The sequence below is a fragment of the Pseudomonas sp. NPDC088368 genome, from assembly GCF_044753445.1.
GTDB classification, from domain to species: Bacteria; Pseudomonadota; Gammaproteobacteria; order Pseudomonadales; family Pseudomonadaceae; genus Aquipseudomonas; species Aquipseudomonas bambusae.
The window spans coordinates 137,504-160,354 of record NZ_JBIVNG010000004.1 but is presented as its reverse complement, the minus strand read 5'-3'; the positions used below and the strand labels follow the sequence as shown (position 1 = coordinate 160,354).

27 protein-coding genes and 1 pseudogene are annotated in these 22,851 nt (G+C 58.8%); 16 read left to right on the top strand and 12 right to left on the bottom strand.

Features of this window, described 5'->3' with window-relative positions; genetic code table 11:
* Window positions 1-167 precede the first annotated feature (167 nt).
* The 6 genes and pseudogenes from ACIQAL_RS09805 (at window position 168) to ACIQAL_RS09780 (ending at window position 5,678) form a co-directional block, all read left to right on the top strand.
* On the top strand, window positions 168-1,259 hold the full coding sequence (locus ACIQAL_RS09805; RefSeq protein ID WP_401144814.1) for a DNA alkylation repair protein: 1,092 nt from the start codon (window positions 168-170) through the stop codon (window positions 1,257-1,259).
* Window positions 1,260-1,355: 96 nt separating this feature from the next.
* Window positions 1,356-2,192, top strand: a complete 837-nt coding sequence (locus ACIQAL_RS09800) for an AraC family transcriptional regulator (RefSeq protein ID WP_341962937.1) — start codon at window positions 1,356-1,358, stop codon at window positions 2,190-2,192.
* A 56-nt stretch (window positions 2,193-2,248) separates the two neighbouring features.
* Window positions 2,249-2,851, top strand: coding sequence for a LysE family translocator (locus ACIQAL_RS09795; RefSeq protein ID WP_401144812.1), 603 nt, complete (start codon window positions 2,249-2,251; stop codon window positions 2,849-2,851).
* A 38-nt stretch (window positions 2,852-2,889) separates the two neighbouring features.
* Window positions 2,890-3,891, top strand: coding sequence for a diaminopimelate epimerase (locus tag ACIQAL_RS09790; RefSeq protein ID WP_401144811.1), 1,002 nt, complete (start codon window positions 2,890-2,892; stop codon window positions 3,889-3,891).
* 467 nt (window positions 3,892-4,358) lie between these two features.
* Window positions 4,359-5,144, top strand: a pseudogene (locus ACIQAL_RS09785) (PAS domain-containing protein); the annotation flags it as partial.
* A complete protein-coding gene (locus ACIQAL_RS09780; protein ID WP_371928604.1) occupies window positions 5,139-5,678 on the top strand; it encodes a methyl-accepting chemotaxis protein in 540 nt (179 codons plus the stop codon). The pseudogene ACIQAL_RS09785 and the gene ACIQAL_RS09780, both read left to right, overlap by 6 nt.
* Before the next feature lie 138 nt (window positions 5,679-5,816).
* Here ACIQAL_RS09780 and ACIQAL_RS09775 read toward each other — a convergent pair whose 3' ends face one another.
* The 4 genes from ACIQAL_RS09775 to ACIQAL_RS09760 form a co-directional block, all read right to left on the bottom strand.
* On the bottom strand, window positions 5,817-6,254 hold the full coding sequence (locus tag ACIQAL_RS09775; protein WP_166597599.1) for a nucleoside deaminase: 438 nt from the start codon (window positions 6,252-6,254) through the stop codon (window positions 5,817-5,819).
* Between the two features lie 61 nt (window positions 6,255-6,315).
* The gene (locus tag ACIQAL_RS09770; protein ID WP_401144808.1) at window positions 6,316-6,699 is read right to left on the bottom strand and encodes a hypothetical protein; all 384 of its coding nucleotides are present in this window, start codon (window positions 6,697-6,699) and stop codon (window positions 6,316-6,318) included.
* A 479-nt stretch (window positions 6,700-7,178) separates the two neighbouring features.
* Window positions 7,179-8,192, bottom strand: coding sequence for an ABC transporter substrate-binding protein (locus ACIQAL_RS09765; protein ID WP_166597597.1), 1,014 nt, complete (start codon window positions 8,190-8,192; stop codon window positions 7,179-7,181).
* Window positions 8,193-8,367: 175 nt separating this feature from the next.
* Window positions 8,368-9,120 (bottom strand): phosphate/phosphite/phosphonate ABC transporter substrate-binding protein, encoded by a 753-nt coding sequence (locus tag ACIQAL_RS09760; RefSeq protein ID WP_401144806.1) that lies wholly within the window; start codon window positions 9,118-9,120, stop codon window positions 8,368-8,370.
* 259 nt (window positions 9,121-9,379) lie between these two features.
* Between ACIQAL_RS09760 and ACIQAL_RS09755 the strand changes: the two genes are divergently transcribed.
* Window positions 9,380-10,210, top strand: coding sequence for a class I SAM-dependent methyltransferase (locus tag ACIQAL_RS09755; RefSeq protein ID WP_401144804.1), 831 nt, complete (start codon window positions 9,380-9,382; stop codon window positions 10,208-10,210).
* 93 nt (window positions 10,211-10,303) lie between these two features.
* On the opposite strand, the gene def is transcribed toward ACIQAL_RS09755, so the two are convergent.
* The 3 genes from def to ACIQAL_RS09740 all read right to left on the bottom strand — a co-directional run bounded on the left by def (window position 10,304) and on the right by ACIQAL_RS09740 (window position 12,378).
* Complete coding sequence (gene def, locus ACIQAL_RS09750; protein WP_401144802.1) at window positions 10,304-10,843, bottom strand: peptide deformylase; 540 nt, start codon at window positions 10,841-10,843, stop codon at window positions 10,304-10,306.
* A 62-nt stretch (window positions 10,844-10,905) separates the two neighbouring features.
* Window positions 10,906-11,919 (bottom strand): YihY/virulence factor BrkB family protein, encoded by a 1,014-nt coding sequence (locus ACIQAL_RS09745; RefSeq protein ID WP_401144800.1) that lies wholly within the window; start codon window positions 11,917-11,919, stop codon window positions 10,906-10,908.
* Window positions 11,920-12,186: 267 nt separating this feature from the next.
* Window positions 12,187-12,378, bottom strand: coding sequence for a CsbD family protein (locus ACIQAL_RS09740; protein WP_166597592.1), 192 nt, complete (start codon window positions 12,376-12,378; stop codon window positions 12,187-12,189).
* Between the two features lie 253 nt (window positions 12,379-12,631).
* On the opposite strand from ACIQAL_RS09740, the gene ACIQAL_RS09735 reads away from it, so the two are divergent.
* A complete protein-coding gene (locus ACIQAL_RS09735) occupies window positions 12,632-13,012 on the top strand; it encodes a hypothetical protein (protein ID WP_401144798.1) in 381 nt (126 codons plus the stop codon).
* A gap of 130 nt (window positions 13,013-13,142) precedes the next feature.
* On the opposite strand, the gene ACIQAL_RS09730 is transcribed toward ACIQAL_RS09735, so the two are convergent.
* Both ACIQAL_RS09730 and ACIQAL_RS09725 read right to left on the bottom strand, forming a co-directional pair.
* Window positions 13,143-13,556 (bottom strand): DUF2177 family protein, encoded by a 414-nt coding sequence (locus ACIQAL_RS09730; RefSeq protein WP_401144796.1) that lies wholly within the window; start codon window positions 13,554-13,556, stop codon window positions 13,143-13,145.
* Between the two features lie 134 nt (window positions 13,557-13,690).
* A complete protein-coding gene (locus ACIQAL_RS09725) occupies window positions 13,691-14,527 on the bottom strand; it encodes a S1 RNA-binding domain-containing protein (RefSeq protein ID WP_401144794.1) in 837 nt (278 codons plus the stop codon).
* Between the two features lie 380 nt (window positions 14,528-14,907).
* Between ACIQAL_RS09725 and ACIQAL_RS09720 the strand changes: the two genes are divergently transcribed.
* From ACIQAL_RS09720 to ACIQAL_RS09705, 4 genes are all read left to right on the top strand, one after another.
* Window positions 14,908-15,087, top strand: coding sequence for a hypothetical protein (locus ACIQAL_RS09720; RefSeq protein WP_166597588.1), 180 nt, complete (start codon window positions 14,908-14,910; stop codon window positions 15,085-15,087).
* Between the two features lie 199 nt (window positions 15,088-15,286).
* Complete coding sequence (locus ACIQAL_RS09715; RefSeq protein WP_341962920.1) at window positions 15,287-15,772, top strand: hypothetical protein; 486 nt, start codon at window positions 15,287-15,289, stop codon at window positions 15,770-15,772.
* 172 nt (window positions 15,773-15,944) lie between these two features.
* Complete coding sequence (locus ACIQAL_RS09710) at window positions 15,945-16,697, top strand: TorF family putative porin (RefSeq protein ID WP_401144792.1); 753 nt, start codon at window positions 15,945-15,947, stop codon at window positions 16,695-16,697.
* A 63-nt stretch (window positions 16,698-16,760) separates the two neighbouring features.
* The gene (locus ACIQAL_RS09705) at window positions 16,761-17,633 is read left to right on the top strand and encodes a DUF6279 family lipoprotein (RefSeq protein ID WP_401144790.1); all 873 of its coding nucleotides are present in this window, start codon (window positions 16,761-16,763) and stop codon (window positions 17,631-17,633) included.
* A 75-nt stretch (window positions 17,634-17,708) separates the two neighbouring features.
* Here the strand turns inward: ACIQAL_RS09705 and ACIQAL_RS09700 are convergent, their stop codons facing one another.
* On the bottom strand, window positions 17,709-18,116 hold the full coding sequence (locus ACIQAL_RS09700) for a transcriptional regulator (RefSeq protein WP_166597584.1): 408 nt from the start codon (window positions 18,114-18,116) through the stop codon (window positions 17,709-17,711).
* 182 nt (window positions 18,117-18,298) lie between these two features.
* Between ACIQAL_RS09700 and ACIQAL_RS09695 the strand changes: the two genes are divergently transcribed.
* Window positions 18,299-18,574 carry a hypothetical protein gene (locus ACIQAL_RS09695; protein ID WP_401144788.1) on the top strand — a complete coding sequence of 92 codons (276 nt, stop codon included), beginning with the start codon at window positions 18,299-18,301 and terminating at the stop codon, window positions 18,572-18,574.
* A gap of 165 nt (window positions 18,575-18,739) precedes the next feature.
* Here the strand turns inward: ACIQAL_RS09695 and ACIQAL_RS09690 are convergent, their stop codons facing one another.
* Window positions 18,740-20,080: a DEAD/DEAH box helicase gene (locus ACIQAL_RS09690; RefSeq protein WP_341962913.1), complete on the bottom strand. Its 1,341-nt coding sequence runs from the start codon at window positions 20,078-20,080 to the stop codon at window positions 18,740-18,742.
* Window positions 20,081-20,303: 223 nt separating this feature from the next.
* Here ACIQAL_RS09690 and ACIQAL_RS09685 point away from each other — a divergent pair, with 223 nt between their 5' ends.
* The 3 genes from ACIQAL_RS09685 to ACIQAL_RS09675 are packed head-to-tail and all read left to right on the top strand — an operon-like array spanning window position 20,304 to window position 22,290.
* On the top strand, window positions 20,304-21,575 hold the full coding sequence (locus ACIQAL_RS09685) for a mechanosensitive ion channel family protein (RefSeq protein ID WP_401145305.1): 1,272 nt from the start codon (window positions 20,304-20,306) through the stop codon (window positions 21,573-21,575).
* Window positions 21,576-21,613: 38 nt separating this feature from the next.
* Window positions 21,614-21,868, top strand: a complete 255-nt coding sequence (locus tag ACIQAL_RS09680) for a FitA-like ribbon-helix-helix domain-containing protein (RefSeq protein WP_401144786.1) — start codon at window positions 21,614-21,616, stop codon at window positions 21,866-21,868.
* Window positions 21,865-22,290 (top strand): type II toxin-antitoxin system VapC family toxin, encoded by a 426-nt coding sequence (locus tag ACIQAL_RS09675; protein ID WP_401144784.1) that lies wholly within the window; start codon window positions 21,865-21,867, stop codon window positions 22,288-22,290. The genes ACIQAL_RS09680 and ACIQAL_RS09675 overlap by 4 nt, the downstream gene beginning before the upstream one ends.
* 100 nt (window positions 22,291-22,390) lie before the next feature.
* Here the strand turns inward: ACIQAL_RS09675 and ACIQAL_RS09670 are convergent, their stop codons facing one another.
* Complete coding sequence (locus ACIQAL_RS09670) at window positions 22,391-22,636, bottom strand: hypothetical protein (protein WP_401144782.1); 246 nt, start codon at window positions 22,634-22,636, stop codon at window positions 22,391-22,393.
* Window positions 22,637-22,851: the final 215 nt, after the last annotated feature.

The window sequence follows — 22,851 nt, the reverse complement described above, 5'->3', positions numbered from 1 at the left end:
TGAGCAACCGGTAGGGCATTTCACTTTGTAACGATGAGTGTCTGGGGAGAGCCTGGGAAAGTCTGGGAGAGCCTGGAAAGCGGGCAGTCGCCTGCCTTCGATGATCGGGGCCGGGATTGGGTGTAACCTCTGCCGACGAAAAAAAGCCGCCGAGTTCCGAACCTGCCATGTCCGACGCCCCCGCCCTCAAGGAAATCTTCAACCACGAACGGCTAAAGCACATTGCCGATGAAACCTTCGCGGTCTATCCGACATTTGATCGCAAGCGCTTTATCGCCCAGGCGACAGAGGGTCTGGACGGCCTGTCCCTCATGCAACGGCTGAACCGGGTCAGCCAAAGCCTGCACGCCGGACTGCCCCAGGATTATCTCGCGGCACTGGACATCCTCTATCAACTGGCCCCGCGCCTGAACAGTGCGTTCGTCAGCCTGATCCTCCCGGAATACGTCGCTTTGTACGGTCAGGAGGACTTTGAACGCTCGATGGAAGCGCTGAAGTTTTTCACTCCCTTCGGCTCTTCTGAATTCGCCGTGCGGCACTTCTTGCGCCGGGATTTCTCACGGGCCATTGAGGTGATGCACGGCTGGTCACTGGACGACAACCCGCACGTTCGGCGTCTGGCCAGTGAAGGGTGCCGCCCTCGCCTGCCGTGGTCGTTTCGGCTGGAAAACCTGATGGTCGATCCCTCGCCTTTGCTGGACATCCTCGACAATCTCAAGACCGATGACAGCCTGTACGTGCGTAAATCGGTGGCCAATCACTTCAACGACATCACCAAAGACAACCCCGAATGGGTGCTCGATCAACTGGAGGGATGGTCGCTGGACAACCCGAACAGCGCGTGGATCGCTCGCCATGCCTTGCGCTCATTGATCAAGAAAGGCGACGTGCGTGCACTGACGCTGATGGGCGCAGGCGAAAAAGCCCAGATTCGGCTGAGCGACTTGAAGGTGACGCCTGAGGCGATCAGCCTGGGCGAGCGTATCGAGCTGACTTTCACGCTGACCTCTACATCGAACGACGCCCAGCGCCTGATCATCGATTACGCGATTCATTACGTGAAAAAATCCGGCGGCACGTCGGCCAAAGTCTTCAAGCTCAAGACGCTGGAACTGGCCGCGGGTGCGTCGATGACCCTGCGCCGCGAACAGGAGGTGCGCAACTTCACCACCCGTGTGCATTACGCCGGACGGCATGACGTGGACGTCTTGATCAATGGTGAATGCCTGGGTCGCAGCGGTTTTGACCTGAACGTGTGACGAAGACAGCCGGTCGGCTGCTGCACAAATCTTCCAGACCTGAGGGTAGGCTGGGCGCTAACGTGTGCAGCCGTGCCTCTTTTTTCAGGAGTCTACATGCCCGAACGCAACTGGATCGATCTCAAGCAGGACGCTTTGTCCGGCATCGAGACGGTGCGCGCGCATTTCGAAGGGCATGCGTACGACCCGCATTGGCACGACAGTTATTTGGTGGGCATCACCGAGCAAGGCGTGCAGCAATTCAACTGCCGTCGTCAGCAGCACAACAGCACGCCGGGCAAAGTGTTTCTGCTCGAACCGGGCGAAATTCATGACGGACACGCGCCGGAAGCGGACGGCTTCACCTACCGCACGCTGTACCTCGACCCGCACTGGATGGACCGGGAGTTGCGCGCCCAATTCGAAGAGGCGCCGGACAACGGGCACGTCAGCTTTGCCGCGACCCTGGCCGACGACAACCGACTGGCCATCGCCACTGCGAACGCCTTCGAAGCCATGCACAGTGGCGAGCTGCGCATCGTACGCCAGACCGCGCTGGACAACCTTTTATCGAGTCTCACGGACCATTTGCGCTGGCGTGCGCTGATCAATCCCGATCCGCGCTTGCCGCTGGTGGCGCAACGGGCGCGGGATTATCTTCACAGTCATCTGCATCAGGACATCGGTCTTGACGATTTGGCGACGGTGACCGGCGTCGACCGTTTTCGCTTGAGCCGGGCGTTCAAGGCCGCCTTCGGATTGGCGCCCCATGCCTACCTCATTCAACTGCGCCTGACCCGCGCCCGCCGACTGCTGGCCCGGGGTGAACTGCCGGTCGATGTCGCGGCGGCGCTGGGGTTTGCCGACCAGAGCCATTTGGGCCGCTGGTTTCAGCGCGCCTACCGCATGACACCTGCCGACTACCGCAAGCGCTGCTCAAATCTTCCAGACTGACACCCGCCCGCGCCGCGATCATCACGGCATGATCCTTCGCTGCCGAGTTGTTCCCCATGCAAACCTTTCTGCCGTTCCTGCTGTTCGCGTTCGTCTCTTCGATCACCCCTGGCCCGACCAACATTCTGGTGCTGACCAACAGCTCCCGATACGGACTGCTGCGTACGCTGCCGATCGTCGTGGGGGGCTGCGCCGGGGCGGCGTTGCTGGTGTTGGTCGTCGGCACGGGGCTGGGCGACGTGCTGGCCCGTCATCATCAAGTGCAGACGGTGATGGCGTGGGTCGGCATCGCCTGGCTGACCTGGCTGGCGTGGCAGATTTTCAGCGCGCCCGCCGAGGCCATTGATCCTGACCAAGCGAGCACTGGGCCGCGACTGGGGCTTTGGAGTGCCGCCAGCCTGCAACTGGTCAACCCGAAAACCTGGATGATGGCGCTGGCCGTGGTGAGCGTGTTTGCCGGGACTGACGCGGATCGGATGCTGCGGGTGATGTGGCTGTCGCTGACGTTCTTTCTGGTGGCGATCCCGTGCATGGCGGCGTGGGCCTACCTGGGCGTGAGCGCTGCGAAGTTTTTCCGTTCGCCGCAGAGCATGAAACGGTTCAATCAAGTCATGGCATTGCTGCTGGTGGCATCGGCGTGGTTGACGTTGGTGGTGTGATTTAATGCCGGTCTTCAACACGTCTCCCGGACCCCGCCATGGCCCCTTTCTACGACGCGCGCGGCAATATCTACGCCGTGATTTCCCCTGAAGCCCTGCGTGCGCTGGGTGTTAATGTGCCGCTGTCTGCCGCCGACGCCGCGCTGGCGCGTCTAAGCTGGGCGCCTCAGGCGGTGGCGGCGATCTGTGACTGGCCTGAAGGCCAGCGGCCGGCGGGCAGCAAGGCTCATCGCTCCGACGGTCTCTTGGTCGGTCCGTTTCAGGACACAGCGCCGTTCGACGTGCTGATCGTCAACACTGACGCCACCCTCGCCGAGCGCAGTGGCAACGGGCTGACCATCTTCTCGCAATCCTTGGCCGACACCGGTCGCACACCGCTGGATCAGACGTTCACGCTACGGGTGCATCACGACAGCGCCGACTCCGCCAGCCCGGTGCCGACGCAAGCGATGCCCGCTGTGATCGACAACGTGTCGGGGTTCTGGCTGGACATCGGCACGCCGGGCTTTGGGGCGAAAGCGGTCGGGGCCATCGGGCCAGGCGTCAGCGAGACCACGCACAATGACGCGCCGGTCAATCGCGTCGAACGGCTCGCCACGCTGCACCCTCACTGGCACACCAGCGTGTTCGTCAGAGTTGGCAACCCTCATTGCGTGACGCTGGTCCCGGACGTGCAGTCCCTGCCCGGTTTCGAGGCGCTGCACGACGCCCCTCTCAACGATGCCCTGACTTGCATCGCCTTCGCTGCGGGCGAATTCGGTGATGGCGACCCCTGCCCAGCTGGCATCAACCTGCAATGGGCCACGCGCATCGCCCCCAACCGGATCATGGCGCGGGTGTTCGAGCGCGGCGAAGGGCCGACCGCCTCTTCCGGGACCAGCGCCAGCGCGGTCGCGTCGGCGGCCTGGCTCTGCGGCTGGGTCGAGGCGGGGCTGGTGGAGGTGGTGATGCCCGGCGGCACAGCACCGATCCGGCTCATCGAGCAGAACGGCCAATTGCACCAGGTCCAGCTGTTCGGCGCGGCCCATTCACAGCACTGACTTACTCCACCGTCGCGCTGTCCTTCCTGAAGACGGCGCAGTTTTATGTGGTCATTTGTGAATTCCAACGCAATCGAATGTGAAATTGCCACTATTCGGATTGCAACCGTCATGACGTTGACTATGCTCTGATCCAACGTGGCTTGGCGCTGACAGCGCGCCGTGCCCGGGCTGCAACAGTCATCGACTATGGAAGTCAGGCGCCGCATATGGACACGCTCGGTCACCCCGCAAATCGACTACCGCTGATCGCTTCGATTGTGATCAGACGACTGGTATTCACATGTTTTAACATTCCCCAACCCTTCTATTACGCGCCCGGCAGCCCTTTTCGGCAGTGCTCATTGCCGTGCGATGTCATACCGCCATGACTCATGCACGACGCCCTCAGGTCGATTTCCGTATCAGCCAATCAAGGAAGACGGTCGCGTTGACCGCGTTTTCGTAATTATCGAGGTGTCTGGCCCATGTTCAATTCCGTCCGCAAGGCTGTCGAAGCCGAGTTACAAGTTTCCACCGCCGCGCTGTGCCAGTCGAAGGCCAAGCTGGCGGCGATCAGTCGTTCCATGGCCATGATCGAATTCACGCCGGATGGCATCATCCTCGACGCCAATGAGAATTTTTGTCTCACCATGGGCTATCAGCCGGGTGAGCTGGTGGGCAAGCATCACCGGATCTTTTGCGAGAAAGCGTTCTGCGACAGCGAGGCCTACGGCAAATTGTGGCGCGACCTGGCCCGTGGCGAACCGCTGTGCGGCGAGTTCATGCGTCTGGACAAATCCGGACGGGAAATCTGGCTGGAAGCGAGCTACATGCCGGTCTATGACACCGACGGCAGGGTTCAAAGCGTGATCAAAGTGGCGTCGGACATCACCGCTCGGGCGCACAAGAGCCACGAAAACCAGAGCATGATCTGCGCGATCGGCCGCTCGATGGCGATGATCGAGTTCTCCCCTGACGGTCGGGTCATCACGGCCAACGAAAACTTCCTCAAGACCATGCATTACACGCTGGCCGAGATCGTGGGTCAGCACCACAGCCTGTTTTGCACCCGCGCCGAAGTGGAGTCCCCGGCGTACAAGGCGTTCTGGGCATCGCTCAATCGCGGCGAATACCACGCTCATCGTTTCGAGCGGGTCGATAAGCACGGTCAGACGGTCTATCTCGAAGCGACGTACAACCCGCTGTTCGATGCCAAGGGGCGTCTGTACAAAGTGGTGAAATTCGCCAGCGACATCACTGAACAAGTGACCGTGCAGCGCAACGCCGCCACCACCGCCCACGACACCTCGGTGCGCACTGACGCCTGTGCGCAGAAAGGTTCCAGCGTGGTGCAGCAAACGGTGGAGGTGATTGAGCAGATTTCCAATGACCTCAACGAGGCGGCGCGCAGCATCGATGCAGTGAACAAACAGTCGGAAATCATCGCCACCATCGTCCAGACCATTCGCGGGATTGCCGATCAGACCAACCTCTTGGCCCTCAACGCGGCCATCGAGGCCGCACGCGCGGGAGAGCACGGGCGTGGGTTTGCGGTGGTGGCCGATGAAGTGCGAGGGCTGGCAGCGCGAACCAGCAAGGCGACCATCGAGATTGTGGACGTGGTGCGACAGAACAACGAACTGGCCAAGAGCGCGGTGTCGAGCATGCAGTCGAGTCTCAGCAGGACGGGTACCGGGGTGGAACTGGCCAATGAGGCCGGGGAAGTGATTCTGGAAATCCAGCAGGGATCGCGGCATGTGGTGGATGCGATCAGTCAGTTCAATTCGACGTTGCGGCTGGATTAAGCCATCACTCGGGAACACTACGCACCTGTGGGGGCGAATCCATTCGCGAAACGGACGATCAGTCAATAAATCTCTGTCGATTGTACTGACGTCTTCGCGAATGAATTCGCTCCCACAGGATCAATCATCCGCCAACATTTATTCGCCGATATCCTCATTCCACAATTCAGGCTTGTCGGCGATGAATTGCTTCATCAGCCCGATGCAGGTGGCGTTGTGCACCACGTCCACTTGCACGCCTCGCGAGCGCAAGAGTGCTTCTTCACCCATGAACGTCTCGTTCTCGCCGACGATGATCTTGCGAATGCCATACAGCAGGATCGCGCCGCTGCACATCGCGCAGGGTGACAGGGTTGTGTAGAGCGTGGCTTCGCGGTAAACCCTGGCAGGCTGGCGTCCGGCGTTTTCGAACGCGTCCATTTCGCCGTGCTTGATTGCGCTGCCTTCTTGCACTCGACGGTTATGACCGCGACCAATGATCTTGCCGTCGTGGACGATCACCGAGCCGATGGGAATGCCACCCTCGTCCAGCCCCTTCTGCGCTTCGTCGATGGCTGCCTGCATGAATGGGTCCATGGTCTCTCCTTCCCCTGTCGATCAAAAAATAGGCCGGACGCTGCTTGCAGAACCCGACGCCTCAAGGCTTGGCTTTTTTCAGCGCGTTGTCCAGCGCGGTCGACACATAGACTTTGAGCAACTCGCTGGAACGGCCTTTCATGTCCATGCCGACGTCGCGCTGCTTGGCGCGGAATTTATTGGCGATGTCAGGCGGCGGATCACCCGCGTCGAGGGCCGTCAGTTCTTCAGGGGTGAACGAAGTCGAGTAGGCAGCGGCGAGGTTTCGATCCCATTCCTGCTGATACTGGGGCTGCAAATACTGAAGTTCGTCCTTGACGATTTCCTGAGCCTTGGTGCGCCCGACGGCTTCGACGATGGTGGTGAACGTCACAGTGCGCGACGCCACCTGATACCCCAACCAGCCGAGGCTCTCGCCCAAATGATGATCTTTGACGAATGCCATCGCATCGGGAGCTGTAGAAGCGTTGGCCGGTGGTTGAACGGAAGGTTGTGCTGGGCGCGAGGCTGATGGATCGGGAGCGGTGTCGCCGGCCAGCGCACAGCCTGACGCCCCCACCAATACGCCAAAAAGCCCTCCGGCCGCTATGTTCAAAATCGTCAACGCAGTCGATCTGCTATATCCCATGTCCTCTCCCCGGCGACTTTTATGTGTGTGATCAACTCACTGACTCCCCCGAACGCTAGCAGTTGAATGGCGGTTTACCAGCCGATCAAACGCCTCCCCGGCGCAAGGCGAGCGGTGCGCTCTGGGGTGAGACCACAGATTTGGAGCAAGGTTGAGAGGAGATTGCAGCCTGCAAGCCTGGCACAGAAGGGAGTGGGCTTGATCACCAAGGGGCCAGAACATCCACATCCCTGTGGTTTCTGGAATCCGCCTCTGTGGGCAAGCTCGTGCCCACAAGGGGAATTGCTCGAAACGACTTACAACCCCGCCGAGACCTTCTTCGCGATGTCAGCAGGCACCCACGCAGTCCAGATTTCCGGGTGGTCTTTCAGGAACGTCTTGGCCACCGCATCCGGCTCCAGACGTTTCTCGCTCATTTCACCCAGGGTTTTGTTCAGTTGATCAATCGGCAGATCGACCTTCTCGAAGAAGCTCACCAGCTCTGGATATTGCTTGTGGAACGGCTCGGACACGCCAATGGCCAAGTGCGCGGCCAATGAGGCCGAGCCGATCGGGTTCGGGTTGGAGGCATCGGACAGCGTCTTCCACGCGGCTTCGTTGAATGGCGGCTCTTCCAGCTTGATCAGCTTGAAACGGCCCAGCAACGGCGTTGGCGACCAGTAGTAGAACAGCACCGGTTTGTTACGGCGAATGGACGAGGCGATTTCCGCGTCCAGTGCTGCGCCCGAGCCGGTGCGGAAGTTCACGTAGGTATCGTTGAGCTTGTACGCCTTGAGCTTCTGGGTGTTGACGATTTCAGAGGTCCAACCCGTCGGGCTGTTGAGGAACCGGCCCTTGCTCGGGTCTTCCGGGTCTTTAAAAACGTCTTTGTACTTGGGCAGGTCAGCCACCGACTTGAGGTCCGGCGCCAAGGGTTTGATGCCTTTTTCCGGGTCACCCTTGATCACGAATTCCGGCACCCACCAGCCTTCGGTGGCGCCTTTGACGATGTTGCCGAGGCCGTAGACCTTGCCTTCGGACTCCGCTTTCACCCACGCGGGGCTGCGACCGGCCCACTCTTCACCGATCACTTGAATGTCGTTCTTGGCCAGCGCCGCTTCGAGGCTGACCGTGCTGCCTGGCAGCTTGTCGGTCGGGTAACCGTAACCCTTCTCGACGATAGTCCGCAGGACTTCTGTGATCAGGCTGCCGCTTTCCCAAGTGATGTCGCCGAAGTGAATGGGCGTGGTCTTTTCAGCGCTGTGCGCGGGCTGGGTCAGAACCGCCAACGCGAGCAGCGAGCCGCCCAGCAAGTGTTTGATCGATGTCATGGTTGTCTCTTTTTAGTTCTGGTTAATGAGGTCGGTCACATCGTCAGCGATCAAGCCCCTCACACGGCAGGCTCGGTCGGCTTCGGCACAGCACACGTTTCATTCAAGACCTGCGCGCACGTCACAGGTTTCAGTTTTTTCACATCGGCTCCCAACCTGTGATCTGCGCGGCGGCTCACAACGCTGGCAATCCCAGGCGTTGCGCGTGTTGTTCGTAATCGAGCAGCACCTGGTAATCCTCTTCGCGGGCGGGCAGCACCTCGCTGATCGCCAGCACCTGCGCAACGTGCGGCAGGGCTTTGAGGGCCTGATTCAACGCGGCCCGAATCGCCCCGGCATCAGCGCCGAGGCGGGTGATATAGGGCAAGCATGGCCCCTCGGCGGTGCGCCCGATCACCTTCACCCCCGCGACCTCCTCGCTGTGATCCCGAGCGAGATAATCGAAGGTCACGCTGTCGATGGCGGCGAGATCCCCGTGCCCTTCCTTGATCGCGGTGAGGCTGTTGCGATGCCCCCCCGTCAACGACACCTGGGCGAAGAAAGTGCCGCCTTCTTGCAGCGGTGCCAACGCGTGGCGAAACAGGTTCATGCCGGAATTGGAGTCCCGGGAGTTGAGCAGCCCGTGACTGCCGCGGAAATCCTCCAGCCGCCCACGCGCATCATCGGCCCGTGCCACCAGCACGCTGCAATGGTTGCCATCAGCGCTGTGGGGCAGTTGATACACCGGACGCCCCACCACCTGAACCTGCCCCCGCAGTTGGGTCATCAGCGGGTAGCCGCAGGTTTGCGTGATCAACAAACGCGGCGAAAGCCACAGCTGCGGCAAATCGAGCGGCTGGGCGTCCAGGGGTTCTGCCCCGAGCAATTCCAGCACGCGGCTCACCCATTGCTCCTGCGCCTCGCGCACGCGGTCAGGGGCAACGTACATCCTTAATTCTGCGTAGCCTTGAGCCATGTCGGGATACCGGTCGGGTGTGAAGTTCGCCAAGGAATACTCGAATCCCCGCGCCCCGCACATAAGGAAAAAGCGGCCCCGCAATTCTGCACATGACCGATACAACGTTGTACATCGAGACCGGGAAAGATGTAGATCGTTTGGTTATGACGACCAAACCAAAAGTGCCACGCGCCCCTCAAGCGTGCGTGCTAGCCTCGGCCATCACTTCCTGCCGTTAACCGGGATGCACATGAAAATCACGCTGTTAGCCGTCTCTCTCGCGGCCCTTTTCGGGTCGTCACTGGCCACTGCCGCCGCACCTGCTTCCGCGTCAAACATCAGCCATGAACAGTTCGCCACAGTGCTCAAGGGCGACTGGCGCGTGCCCAAAAATGCGGCCCGCGATCAGTACCGGCATCCGGAACAGACGCTGACCTTCTTCGGCGTGCGCACCGATCAGACCGTCATCGAAATCACGCCGGGCAATGGCTGGTACAGCGAAGTGTTGGCCCCCTTGCTCAAGGACAAAGGCCATTACGTCGCCGCCATCGTCGACCCTTCGGAAAGCGATTACGCGAAAAAATCCGCCGAGAGCCTCCGGCAGAAATACGCCGCTGACCCTGCGCATTACGGCAAGGTCGATGTCGTAGCGTATGCCCCCAAGGCCCCGGTTTTCGGCAAGCCTGGTTCGGCGGACACCGTGCTGACCTTCCGCAACGTGCACAACTGGGTCGATGAAGGCAATGAAGCCGCCACGTTCAAGGCGTTTTACACCGTGCTAAAACCGGGCGGGACGTTGGGCGTGGTCGACCATCGGGCCAAGCCGGGCACCACGGCCAAGGACAATGAAAAGAACGGCTACCTGCCCACCGATTACGTGGTGAAACTGGCTGAAGCGGCGGGGTTCAAGCTGGCGGATCAAAGCGAAGTGAATGCCAACCCCAAGGACACCAAGGACTACCCCGAGGGCGTCTGGACCCTCCCGCCCGCGTTGGTGAAAGGTGATCAGGACAAGGACAAATACCTGGCGATTGGCGAGTCGGACCGAATGACGTTGCGGTTCGTCAAACCGGGCAAATAGGCTTCAAGAAAACGGCCTGTCGGGCGCAAAAACACCTGTGGGCCAGCTTGCTGGCTCCCACAATGCGATCGCATTTCACTTCATATACCGCGATCAATCATCCGCATTCGGGTCCATATCGGGGAACAGCACCTCGGTGAAGCCGAAGCGGGTGAAATCCTTGACCCGCGAGGGGTACAGACGACCGATCAGGTGATCGCATTCATGCTGCACTACCCGTGCGTGAAACCCTCGCGCTTCGCGCTGAATCGCCTTGCCATCGGGATCGAACCCTTCATAGCGGATGTGCTCGTAACGCTCGACCACACCGCGTAAACCTGGCACGGACAGACACCCTTCCCAGCCTTCTTCCACAGTCGGTTCCAGCGGCGTGATCAGCGGGTTGAGCAGAATGGTCTGCGGCACGGCCTCGGCATCCGGGTAACGCTCACTGCGCTCGAAACCGAAGATCACCAGTTGCAGATCGACGCCAATCTGCGGCGCGGCCAACCCGACGCCCCCCACGCTGCGCATGGTTTCGAACATGTCGTCAATCAGGGTGTTCAGCTCACGCGAGCCGAACATCGACTGGGGTACGGGCGGCGCAATGCGCAGCAGGCGCTCATCGCCCATTTTCAGAATTTCGCGAATCATGGAAGAACCTTTCGAAAGGGGCGGATGCGCCGGTCAGATGCGCATCCTGCCACAAGGATCGATCAGGGTTTATCGGTTTTGAGCGGTTGCAGAGGCTGCAGCGCCGGTTCGTAATCATGATCGTGATCGTGGGTGTGATCCCGTCCCAGACCCGAGACATGCTTCTTCGCAATCACGGTCTCGCCATCGGCATTTTCACCGCCATCGCCCGCCACTTTTTCACCCTTGGCCTTGCCTTCTTCGGACATGTGCTCGATCACGGCATTCATCTCTGCGCCCAGCAGCAAGACCGAAGCGGAAATGTAGAAATACAGGAGCAGAACAATGATCGCCCCAATGCTGCCGTACATGGCGTCGTAGTTAGCGAACGTCTTCACGTAATAGGCAAAGCCCAGCGAGGCCACGATCCACACCACCACTGCCAACACCGAACCGGGCGAGATGAAGCGGAATTCCTGCTTCACGTCAGGCATCAGGTAATACATGGTCGCCACCGAGACCATCAGCAAAATGATGATCACTGGCCAACGCAGCAGCGTCCACAGCGTAACGATGAACTCTTCCATGCCGATCTGCGCGGCGAGCCAGCTCATCACCTGAGGGCCGGTCACCATCAGCGCGGCGGTGGTCAGCAGCATCCCGGCGAAGCCTACGGTGTACAACACCGACAGCGGAATGCGCTTCCAGACCGGACGTCCTTCGGCAACGTCATAGGCGGCGTTCATCGCGCTCATCATCAACCGCACGCCCGCAGAAGCCGACCACAGGGCGATCACGATACCGATGGACAGCAAGCCACCCTTGGATTGTTGCAACTGGTCAATCACGGGGTTGACCTGATCCAGCGCCACGGGCGGCAAGACTAGTTCCGACTGCAGGCGCAGCCAGCTGAAGAAATCGGGCAAATGCAGGAAGCCGATCAGGGCAATCAGGAACAGCAGGAACGGGAACAGCGAGAACAACATCTGATAAGCCAACGCCGAGGCGTAGGTCGACATCTCGTCGTCAAGAAACTCTTTGACCGTTCTGACCAACACGGTTCTCACACGTAGCTGGCGCAAATCCGGGAATATCATGGCGTCTCCTTTCGCGACGTAGACGTATCTGAAGCACATTACCTATACGAGCGGGCAAACGCTTTGAAATTCCATATGCCCTCTGGAACGGGGCGGCTTTTTACATCCAGTTAAGCACTTTTGCCACGGTGAATACGTTGCAGGATGTCTGTTGCAGAATGTTTTGGGCCGGACACAATAACGGCCATCAAAGGATGGCCGCTACAGGTCATGCGGGTATTCGCTTGAGGCTCCTCGTCAGGGCCCGAAGCCGAAGCGCGCAGGCCATCAGGCCTTGTCGACGCCTTTTTTCACGGCATCTTTGGTTTTGCCAACCGCTTGTTGCGCTTCGCCCTTCAGCTCTTGCGCCTTACCCTCGGCTTTGAGTTTGTCGTTGTCGGTGACTTTACCGACGCCTTGTTTGACATTACCGGCTGCTTCGTTGGCCATGCCTTTGACTTTATCGCCAGTGCTGCTCATCGTGTTTCTCCTCGGTAAGAATCAGGTGTCATAACCTCGACATAAGCATTGACCGGCCCCCGTCCGCGAGAGTTTCAATTATTTCAGAGGCGGTTTTTTCATCGGCTGTGAGGCTTTTCAACGCCAGATCCAGTTTGGGCTTTATGTTTGCCGGACAACCCCGGAGAATGCGCGGCCGAACCGGATTGTGACTATCCTGCCCTTTCAGCGGATACACCCTCAGGATCACGAGAAAGCGCTACACAGGAACGTTATGAAAATCGACAAGCAGCAGGCCATCGCGCGCCGCAATGAGCAATTGGGCGGCGCCGTGCTGGGCACCAACAACACCCATTTCGCCGCACTAGACCCCAAGCGCAACATCTGGTGGTTCGACCTTCCCGTCGCGCGTCTGGCGGTCGGTCAATACGAATGGCTGCATCTGCTGCTGCACACGCCGAGCACCGACGAGCTGATTCACCTCAAGGTGACGACCAAGTTCCTGCGTGAGCAAAAGGACGGAGTGGTGATTCGCAACGAAGGCAAACGCAAGTCCACGGTCAGCCTGGAGCTGTCAGCGGACAAGGATTCGTACCTCAAGGACATGCGTCCTAAGGGCGCGAATCTGAGTTTTGCGGGGTTTGTGCAGAAGTAATCGACGGCATACCCAGGCTCACCGGCCTTGTACGCATCACTCTGTAAGAGCGAATTCATTCGCGAAAATGGTCCAGCCGATGCGATGCGTCGCCTGAAATGCCTTCGCGAATGAATTCGCTCCTACAGATTCATATCGCCTGAACAGTGAACCTGCGCACGGCCCAATACCCCACCGCCCCTGCCACACCCGACGCGAATGTTCCCCACGCCCAGTCCACCAGCGCCAGTTGCGAAGGCCAGCCCTGCAAGGTCGCCCAGTTGGTCAAGTCATAGGTCCCGTAGGCCATCAGCCCGAGCAACGCGCTGTATCCTGCTGCGTATTTGAGGCTGCCAGCCCTCACACCTGGCAACACGCCGATCAGCACGATGCCCACGATGTAGACCAGGTAGAACAGCAGCGCCGGGAAAGTCACAGGGGTTTCCAGCATCAACGGCCCCAGCCAGGCGCGATAGGTCGGTCCCATCAATACACCAAGCCAGAGGCCGTCGAGCACCAGAAACGCTGCGAGCGTGGACAGATAAGCGCTGAGAAATCGTTTCATGGGCACACCCCGAGCAAGCCATGAGTCGCACCGGTTGGCGCGCTCATTGGCTGTGACCCGCGTTCATCGACGATAGCTGCAAAAAACGTTGCGCTTTCTCTCGACGGCGATGCGAGCCGCGGGAATGGCGTGAATCAGACCAGTTCGATACGGTCCGCGTGAATCACGATCTGGCCCTGTTTGTACAACGCGCCAATGGCTTTCTTGAAGTTGCCTTTGCTGACCCCGAACAGGTTGCTGATAACCGCCGGATCGCTCTTGTCGCTGACGGGCAGCACGCCGTTGTTCTGGCGCAACTTGTCGAGAATCTTGGTGTTCAGACTGCTCGCCAGTTGTTCGCCCACGGGTTGCAAGCTGAGGCTGATGTTGCCGTCGCTGCGTATTTCCTTGATGAAGCCTTTTTCCTGTTTGCCGGAACGCAGGAACTTGAACACTTCATTCTTGTGAATCAGGCCCCAATGCTTGTTGTTGATCACGGCCTTGAAGCCCATGGACGTTTCTTCAACCACGAGCAGGTCCACTTCCTGCCCCACAGCGTAGTTGGCAGGCACTTTGTCCAGATAGCGGTCCAGCCGCGACGTGGCGGTGATGCGGCGGGTGTGCTTGTCGAGATAGACATGCACCACGCAATAATCCCCGGCTTTTAGCGGACGCTTTTCTTCGGAGTACGGCAGCAGCAGGTCCTTGGGCAACCCCCAGTCCAGGAAGATGCCGATGCTGTTCACTTCCACCACTTTGAGACTGGCGAATTCGCCGACCTGAACTTTCGGTTTTTCCGTGGTGGCAATTAACTTGTCATCACTGTCCAGATAAATGAAGACGTTTAACCAGTCTTCGTCTTCACTGGGAATATCTTTGGGAATATAGCGATTGGGCAGCAATATTTCGCCGTCCTGCGCACCGTCCAGATATAAACCGAAGTTAGTGTGTTTAACCACTTGCAAACTGTTGTAGCGCCCGACTAAAGCCATGTCCAAATACCCTCATTGCGTGGGCGGCATTCTACCCGAGATTGGCGCGGTCTGGCCGGTCGTCCGAGGGCCGTTTCTCAGCAGGCGTTGCGGGCCTTGGAAATCAAGGCATTGGTGGAGGCAGGCGGCCAGAGAAAAGGGAAATCGTCTCCATTCGTCAGATCGACTCAACGATTTCGCGAAAAATTTTCACCCATCGCGGGTCGCATTTTGGTGATGCCCACGCAATTAAAACAGGCAGTTAGCGGGTATTCCCAAGGCATGATTTGCGTCGCAGTCAATACCGTCCTCCCCCACAGGCTGTATATTTACCGCGCAATTTCCCGCGTATTCCGATAAGATGGCCGGCCGTATTAAATTTATATAGGTCAATTGCAGCCATGCGCGTAAAAGCATCCAACTCGAAAGCCAAGCCAGCTCCTGCCGTTGAGACCAGCGATTCGATCAACGCACAAATCGCGGCTTTCCTGAAGTCCGGCGGCGAAATCCAGCAGATCGCAAAAGGCGTCAGCGGCCAGACCTTCGGCACATCGAAACAGATCTCCCTCGGTAAAAAGTAAATTTTTCCCCGCCTCCGCGGTCGACATCCAGGCGCTTTGATCACAAGGCGCCAGGTCCATCGCTCCCCGAATCATTAAGCCCGCTTCTACAAAGCTCTGCTTTACTGTCTCGACACAGGCCACTCGTCTTCGATTGGCGGCTGTAGGTGACAGGCCGGACGATGCCCTGAATGACCCGACGTCTCAGCGGAAATCCGATATGAAGAAATGGATGTTTTTCAGCGCCTTGCTCTGTCTTGGATTGGGTGGCTGTGCAACAAAGGGCTGCGATGTCACGACGGTTGGCAGCGGTTGCCGATCCGACTACCTGCTCTATCAGAACGACATGTTGCAGGCCAAGTGGATCATCAACGAGCGTCGTCAGGACAGCTACGAACTGGCGAGCGCATTGCTGAGCCGTGCAGCCAAACAGGACAAGACCGGGGAAGCCGAGTTTTATCAGGCGGTGCTGCAACTGCGGCTGAACCCTGAAGGCTCGCAGGTGCATGATTTGCTGCAGAGCTCCGCCGACAAGAAATACCCGCTGGCCATCGCGCTGCTCGCGCAACTGTCCGGTTCTGTAGATCAGGACAAGGCCCGTAGCTACCGGGCGAAGTACGACGAACTGGACGTCGCCAAGAGTGGTTACCCGTCATTTCCTCAAGCGCTGATCGTGGTCAACAAGTTGATTTCACAAAATAACTGATCGCGAAGTTCAAATTTTCTGCCATGAATCGACCAGCGGTCGATTCATGCGCGCATTCGCCGGTATGCTTGCGAGGCTCTAGCTCGCGGTTCTTATCGGCGCTCCTGCGTTGCGCCCATCATTCAGATAAGTACCTTCGATCCACTCCTCTGAATCCAAACAGGAGTGAAGCATGCCTTATGCTCGCTGTTTTACCCGCTGGACCGGCGCGCTTCTGACAGGTGCGCTATTGATCCATCCCCCCGCTCGGGCTCAGGTTCTGGAACGTGACCTCGGAGACTTCAGTCTCAAACTCGGCACCACGCCCAGCCGCTCAATGGCTCAGGGGCTGGTGACGCCAAGCGCGGGAGACTCGAAGTTCCACGGTGGCCTGGACCTCACCCACGAAAGTGGTTTCTACTTCGGCCAGTGGTCGCCCAGCGCAGGCCTGGCGCCGAACACCACCCTTGAAGTCGATTCCTACCTGGGCTTCAAGAAACCCTTCGACAAAACCCTGGGCTACGAGCTGGGCGTGATCCGCTACAGCTACCCCAATACCAGTCAGATCGACAGCCACGAGCTGTACGCCGGTTTTCGAATTTTTGACAGCCGCATCGGCACCGCCGTGAGCACCGACGCCGGGCGTCAGGACAGCACGCTGTTTCTCGACCTTGGCGCATTGGGCGGTTTCATACCGTTGGGGCTGGACCTGCGCATGCAATACGGCAATCACCAGCTTGACGCGCCCACGGTCATCGACGGCGGCGGTGTGGTCAGCGGCTACAACGACTGGTCCTTCAATATCTCCCGCCCGTGGCTCGGAATGGACATGAATCTGATGTACAGCGGCTCCAGCCTCAATGGTGCCGATTGCAGCGCTTACAGTGGGCATAACACCCAGTGCGAAAGCGCAGTGACCCTCAAGATCGTCCGCTCGTTCTTCTGATCGGCTGAACCGCCTTGTCCTGACTCGCTCTATAAAAAGGAGACGAACCGGCAAGGAGCGGACATGCGCATTGTGTTGAAGACCTGTATTTCGCTGTGGCTCAGCCTGCTGCTCGTCGCAGGGTGTAGCCAGATTGGTCTGACGTACCGGCATCTGGACCTGATCATTCCGTGGTCACTCAGCGACTATCTGGCGATGCACTCGAATCAGAAAGACTGGCTCGACGAGCGCCTCAAGGAACACCTGACCTGGCATTGCACCACGCAAATTCCTGACTACCTCACGTGGCTTGACCGCCTGCAAAACATGGTCGAAACCAATCAGGTCAATGAAACCCAGCTCAAGGCGCGCACCGCCGAGGCTCGTCAGGCCATTGCTACCATCTCCCATGAAATCACGCCGTCGGCGGTCGAGTTGCTGCGCCAATTGGACGATCAGCAGGTTACCGAGATGGAGGCCGCGTTCGCCAAGGACTTGAGCAAGCATGAAGCGGAATACGTCGATCAGCCCTTGGATCAGCAGATCAGGGACAGGGCGCAGCGCATGGAGAAACGCCTGAACCCATGGGTGGGTAAACTCAGTTCGTTGCAACGGGATCGCGTGATGCAATGGTCGACGTCACTGGGCGAGCAAAACCGGGTCTGGATCGAAAACCGCGCCCATTGGCAATCGCTACTGGTGACGGCCGTCAAACAGCGACAGGCGCCGGATTTCGATCAGAGAATCGCTCGGTTGCTGCAGGATCGCGAGACGTTCTGGACACCGGGGTATCGGGCCGCCTACGACCACACCGAGCAGGCGGCCATTTCGTTAATCACGGATTTGATGGCGCAAAGCTCGCCTGATCAGCGACAGAAGCTGCTGGCAAAGATCGCGGATGTGCGGCAGGACTTTACCAACCTGAGCTGTTTGAAAGGGGTGAAAAAAGCGTCGTGATTCTTTCTTTGTAGCAGTCTGGCTTGCCGACGGCGGCGATGTTGAGTGCGCCACCCCGGCATGCCAGACAAGACGTCAAATAGCGCCCGGCGCTACCTGCGCTTTCAACGACACCTTGTCGAAGGTCGCCGGATCAAGGGCATCGGCCTGCTCGTCCAGTACCTGACGCGGAGGGGCATCGCCCGGGATTCCGCTTTCGATCATCGCCAATAGCCGTGAGCCTCGTTGCGTCAACACAAAATTCTCGCCATTGCCGCCCTCTTCCTCTGGCCGCGATTCTATGAACCCGTTCTTGAACAGCAACGACTCCAGATCGGCAGCACGCTTTTTCAACGCGTCCAGATCCCCGGTATTGTCACCGGCAGCCGCCCTGGCCGCGGCATGCTCTTCGGCGTATTTGCGCGGGGCAAACGGTTTATCAGCGCTGTTTTGGACTTCATGCAACAGTCGCTCGATCAAGTCCCAGTCATATTTGTCAGACATCTTCCAACCTCCAGGAGCAGGGATGAAAGCCCGCGACATCCGGTCGTCGGGCGGCGGTGCTCAGAAGGTGTGACCGGCCTCACTCGCAGCCGTTCAGCCCACGCGCCCAGCGGCTTCGCGCTGAACTTTTGCCTCCAGCGCCCCCTCCACTCCTTACGCAGGCAAGAGATACCGAGGCAATCATGAAAACCCTGATGAGCATCACCGCCGCACTGACGCTGCTCGCGTGCACATCGGTCTGGGCGTGCACACCGGAAGAGGCTGAAGCCAAGCGTGAACAACTGGCGCAGGAAGTACACAAGCTAACGCAGCAGAACCCTGCGAAGGCGAAGGAGTTGAATCAGGAGATCAAAGACATGCAACTGGAGACGTCAGCGAAGGACGTGCCGGACAAATGCCAGTTGATAGATCAGCGGTTGAAGGAGATGGATGAGGCGGCGAAGAAAGCAGAGGGATGATTTGCGTCGCGGGTGCCAATTCTGACGCGGAATGACCCGCTCCTACAGCTCACTGTCGGAGTCAATGGATTCGTGAGGTAGGGGTACAACCGATATTTCTCTATCGGTTGCGCCCTTTTTTCGCGAATGAGTTCGCTCCCACCGTCACGTCATTGGTGCTGACGTTTACTCGGAAACCGGCGGACGGGTCACGCGTTTTTTCAGCGGCGCTAAACCGTCCTGGCTCACCAGCGACTCGGCTTTCGGACGGTTCACCGTCTTGCGCTTGGTCGGGCCCTTGGCGGCGGTTTTCTTCTTGTCACCCTTGGCGTCAGTCTTTTTCTTCTTCACCCCAACAGCCTTGCCCGACGCCTTGACCTTCTTCGGACCGGTGTACGTGCCCTTCACTTCCTTGATGGTGCGGCGCTCGAATTTCTGTTTCAGGTAGCGCTCGATGCTGGACATCAGGTTCCAGTCACCGTGGGTGATCAGCGAGATCGCCAGCCCTTCCGCCCCTGCACGACCCGTACGGCCGATGCGATGAACGTAATCGTCGCCGGTGCGTGGCATGTCGAAGTTGATGACCATGTCCAGGCCATCAACGTCCAGACCACGGGCCGCCACGTCGGTGGCGACCAGAATCTTGACGCCGCCCTGCTTCAGGCGGTCAATCGCCAGCTTGCGGTCTTTCTGGTCTTTGTCGCCGTGGAGCACAAAGGTCTTGTATTCCAGCGCCACCAGACGACCGTAAATGCGGTCAGCCATCGCACGGGTGTTGGTGAAGATTATCGCCTTCTGGTACGTCTCATTGGCCAGCAGCCAGTTCAGCACCTGCTCTTTGTGCACGTTGTGGTCGGCAGTGATGATCTGCTGACGGGTGCCCGGAGCCAGTTCGCTGACGCTGTTGACCTGCAGGTGCTCAGGGTTATTCAGCACCTTGCCGATCATCTCGCGCAGGCCCGAACCGCCGGTGGTGGCAGAGAACAACATGGTTTGCTGACGGTTGGCGCATTCGTTGGCCAGGCGCTCGACGTCTTCGGCAAAGCCCATGTCGAGCATGCGGTCGGCTTCGTCGAGGACGAGCAATTCAACGTGCTTGAGGTCCAGATTGCCGGCATTCAACTGCTCCAGCAGACGACCCGGCGTGCCGATCAGAATATCCGGCACCTTGCGCAGCATGGCGGCCTGAACTTTGAAGTCTTCGCCACCGGTGATCAGACCGGCCTTGATGAACGTGAACTGGGAAAACCGCTCGACTTCCTTGAGGGTCTGCTGTGCCAGCTCACGGGTCGGCAGCAGGATCAGCGCGCGGATGTCGACGCGAACCTTGGCCGGGCCGATCAGGCGATTGAGCATCGGTAATACGAACGCGGCCGTCTTGCCGCTGCCGGTTTGCGCCGTCACCCGCAGATCGCGTCCTTCCAGCGCCAGCGGAATGGCCGCTGTTTGCACAGGCGTAGGCTCGACGAAATTGAGTTCGGCCACGGCTTTGAGCAGGCGTTCGTGCAGGGCGAATTGGGAGAACACGGGTGTTACCTCGGCGGAATACAAAAAAACAGTCGCATAGGTTACCGGTTTAAGCCGACTTCGCCGAGTTTCTTTACCTCAAAGGGCCTATTTTGTTACGGGATTTGCCCTTCTGCCCCTTGAGCATCCTGACAATGCTCTAATCCCGCCCCGTTTTTCATTCAGGAGATCTTGCGCCCATGGACACCTCTCCCTCTGGCTCCGCGTCCAGGAAGTCTGGGACCTGCTTGAACACCAACCCATGCTGCGCACGGCGCTGGGTTTGGTGATGCTGCTGGTCGCCGCCCTCGCCTTGGGCCGACTGGTGCGTTTCATCATTCTGTACGCGATGAAAGCCCTCGGTCGTCAGCCCGCGCTGTTCTGGCTCAATGACTTCCTGCACAACAAAGTCTTCCATCGCCTGGCGCAAATGACGCCCTCACTGGTCATTCAATTCGGCCTCAATCTGGTGCCAGACCTCAGCCCCGCCGCTGCTCATGTACTGGGCAATGTGGCACTGGCCTTCACCATTCTGTTCCTGATGCTCACTGTCGGCGCACTGCTCAACGCCATGCTCGACATCTATGCCCGCACCGAACATGCCCGCACGCGCTCGATCAAGGGCTATGTGCAACTGGCGAAAATGATTCTCTACGTGTTCGCCGCGATCATCATCGTCGCTACGCTGATCGACCGCTCGCCGCTGTTGCTGCTGTCAGGCCTGGGTGCGATGTCGGCGGTGATTCTGTTGGTGTACAAGGACACGCTGCTGTCGTTCGTCGCCAGCGTGCAACTGACCAGCAACGACATGCTGCGGGTCGGCGACTGGATCGAAATGCCTCAGGTCGGCGCCGACGGCGATGTGGTGGACATCACGCTGCACACGGTCAAGGTGCAAAATTTCGATAAAACCATCGTCTCGATTCCAACCTGGCGCCTCATGTCCGAGTCCTTCAAGAACTGGCGCGGAATGCAGCAGGCGGGTGGCCGACGAATCAAACGCAGCCTGTTCATCGACGCCAGCGGTGTGCGGTTCGTTGCCGAGGCCGAAGAGCAAAAACTCACTCAGGTCCGCCTTTTAACCGATTACATGGGCCGTAAAAAAGCCGAACTCAAGGCCTGGAACGAAGCGCAAGGCAACGTCGCCGAACTCTCCGCCAACCGCCGTCGCATCACTAATCTCGGCACCTTTCGCGCCTACGCCCTCGCCTACCTGAAAAGCCATCCGGACATTCACCCCGACATGACGTGCATGGTCCGCCAGATGGAAACCACGGCTCAGGGCGTCCCACTGGAAATCTACTGTTTCACCCGCACGACGAGTTGGGCGGATTACGAGCGGATACAGGGGGATATTTTCGATTACCTGTTGGCCGTGTTGCCGGAGTTTGGGTTGGGTGTGTATCAGCAGCCGAGTGGGTTGGATATGCGGGTTGGACTGTTGGGGCAAGAGCCGTTGTCACCCATGGCGGAGAAACCCTCCATCGCCTCTGCGTTGAAAAATGACAGCATATGATCAATAGTGCAGTCATTGAAAGCAAGGGAGATCACACGATGGCAGTGTTAACTGTTCGCAACGTGCCTGACGAAGTGCATCGCGCCCTGCGCATGCGCGCCGCAGAGCATGGCCGTAGCACAGAGGCCGAAGTCCGAGCCATTCTGGCGCAGGCCGTCAGTCCCGAATCCCGTCTGCTGATGGGGGACGCGCTGATGAACATAGGCCGTCGGTTCCATCTGAGTGATGAGGATGTGGACGCAATGAGCCAGACCCATGATCAAAAACCTGCCGAGCCAATGGGGTTTGAATGATCGTTCTGGATACCAACGTATTGAGCGAGACATTAAGACCGCAACCCGACCCTGCAGTGCGTGGCTGGCTCAATGCGCAACATGCTGAAACTCTGTTCATCTCCAGTGTCACCGTGGCGGAGATGCTGTTCGGGATTGCGGCACTCCCCGAAGGGCGACGCAGGGACATGTTATCGCTGGCCGTTGAGGAGCTTTTGGCATTGTTCGAAAAGCGCGTGCTGCCCTTCGATGCCGACGCCGCCCGCCATTACGCCAGGCTGGCGGTCCTCGCTCGCCGCAATGGTCGCGGATTTCCGACACCGGATGGCTATATCGCCGCCATCGCCAATGCTCGGGGCTTTACCATTGCGTCCAGAGACACTGCGCCCTATGAGGCCGCAGGCCTGGACGTCATTGATCCGTGGGGGTCGAATCGTAAATAAGCGTCATGGTTACAGACATACCCTGTAAACCCTCAAACGCTCGAACAAACAAAAAGCCCGGCATCTGCCGGGCTTTTGATTTTGGTGCAACCTTCATCACTCAATACCGTTGATAGCTCGAACCGAATTCTTTGCGGTTGTCGGCAACGATCACGGTGCTGGACGATTGAGCGGTGAACGGCTTGATGCTGGTTTTATCAGCCGCTTTGGCATCGACGGTGGTTGCGTGGATGTAAGTGGGCTCAAGCACGATGGTCTGGCCAGCAGTAGACGGCTGAGGGCTGGCGAAAGCTGAAGTAGCGGCCAGAACCGAAAGGGCGAAGCCAAGGACGATGGATTTTTTCATGATGAGTCTCTCCGGGAAGTTAGTTGAATCGCTGCGTTGGATTCAATCTAAGCGCTTCGTCAGGACATTAAAAAACATCGTTGTTTATGCTGAACATCACGTGCACTGATGATAGACCGCTTACTATAGGACCCATAAAGTTCTTATATAAGCCGCACCGCGCACATGAAAAAACCCGGCCTTGGCCGGGTTTTGGTGAGTGCGCTCAGGTAGGA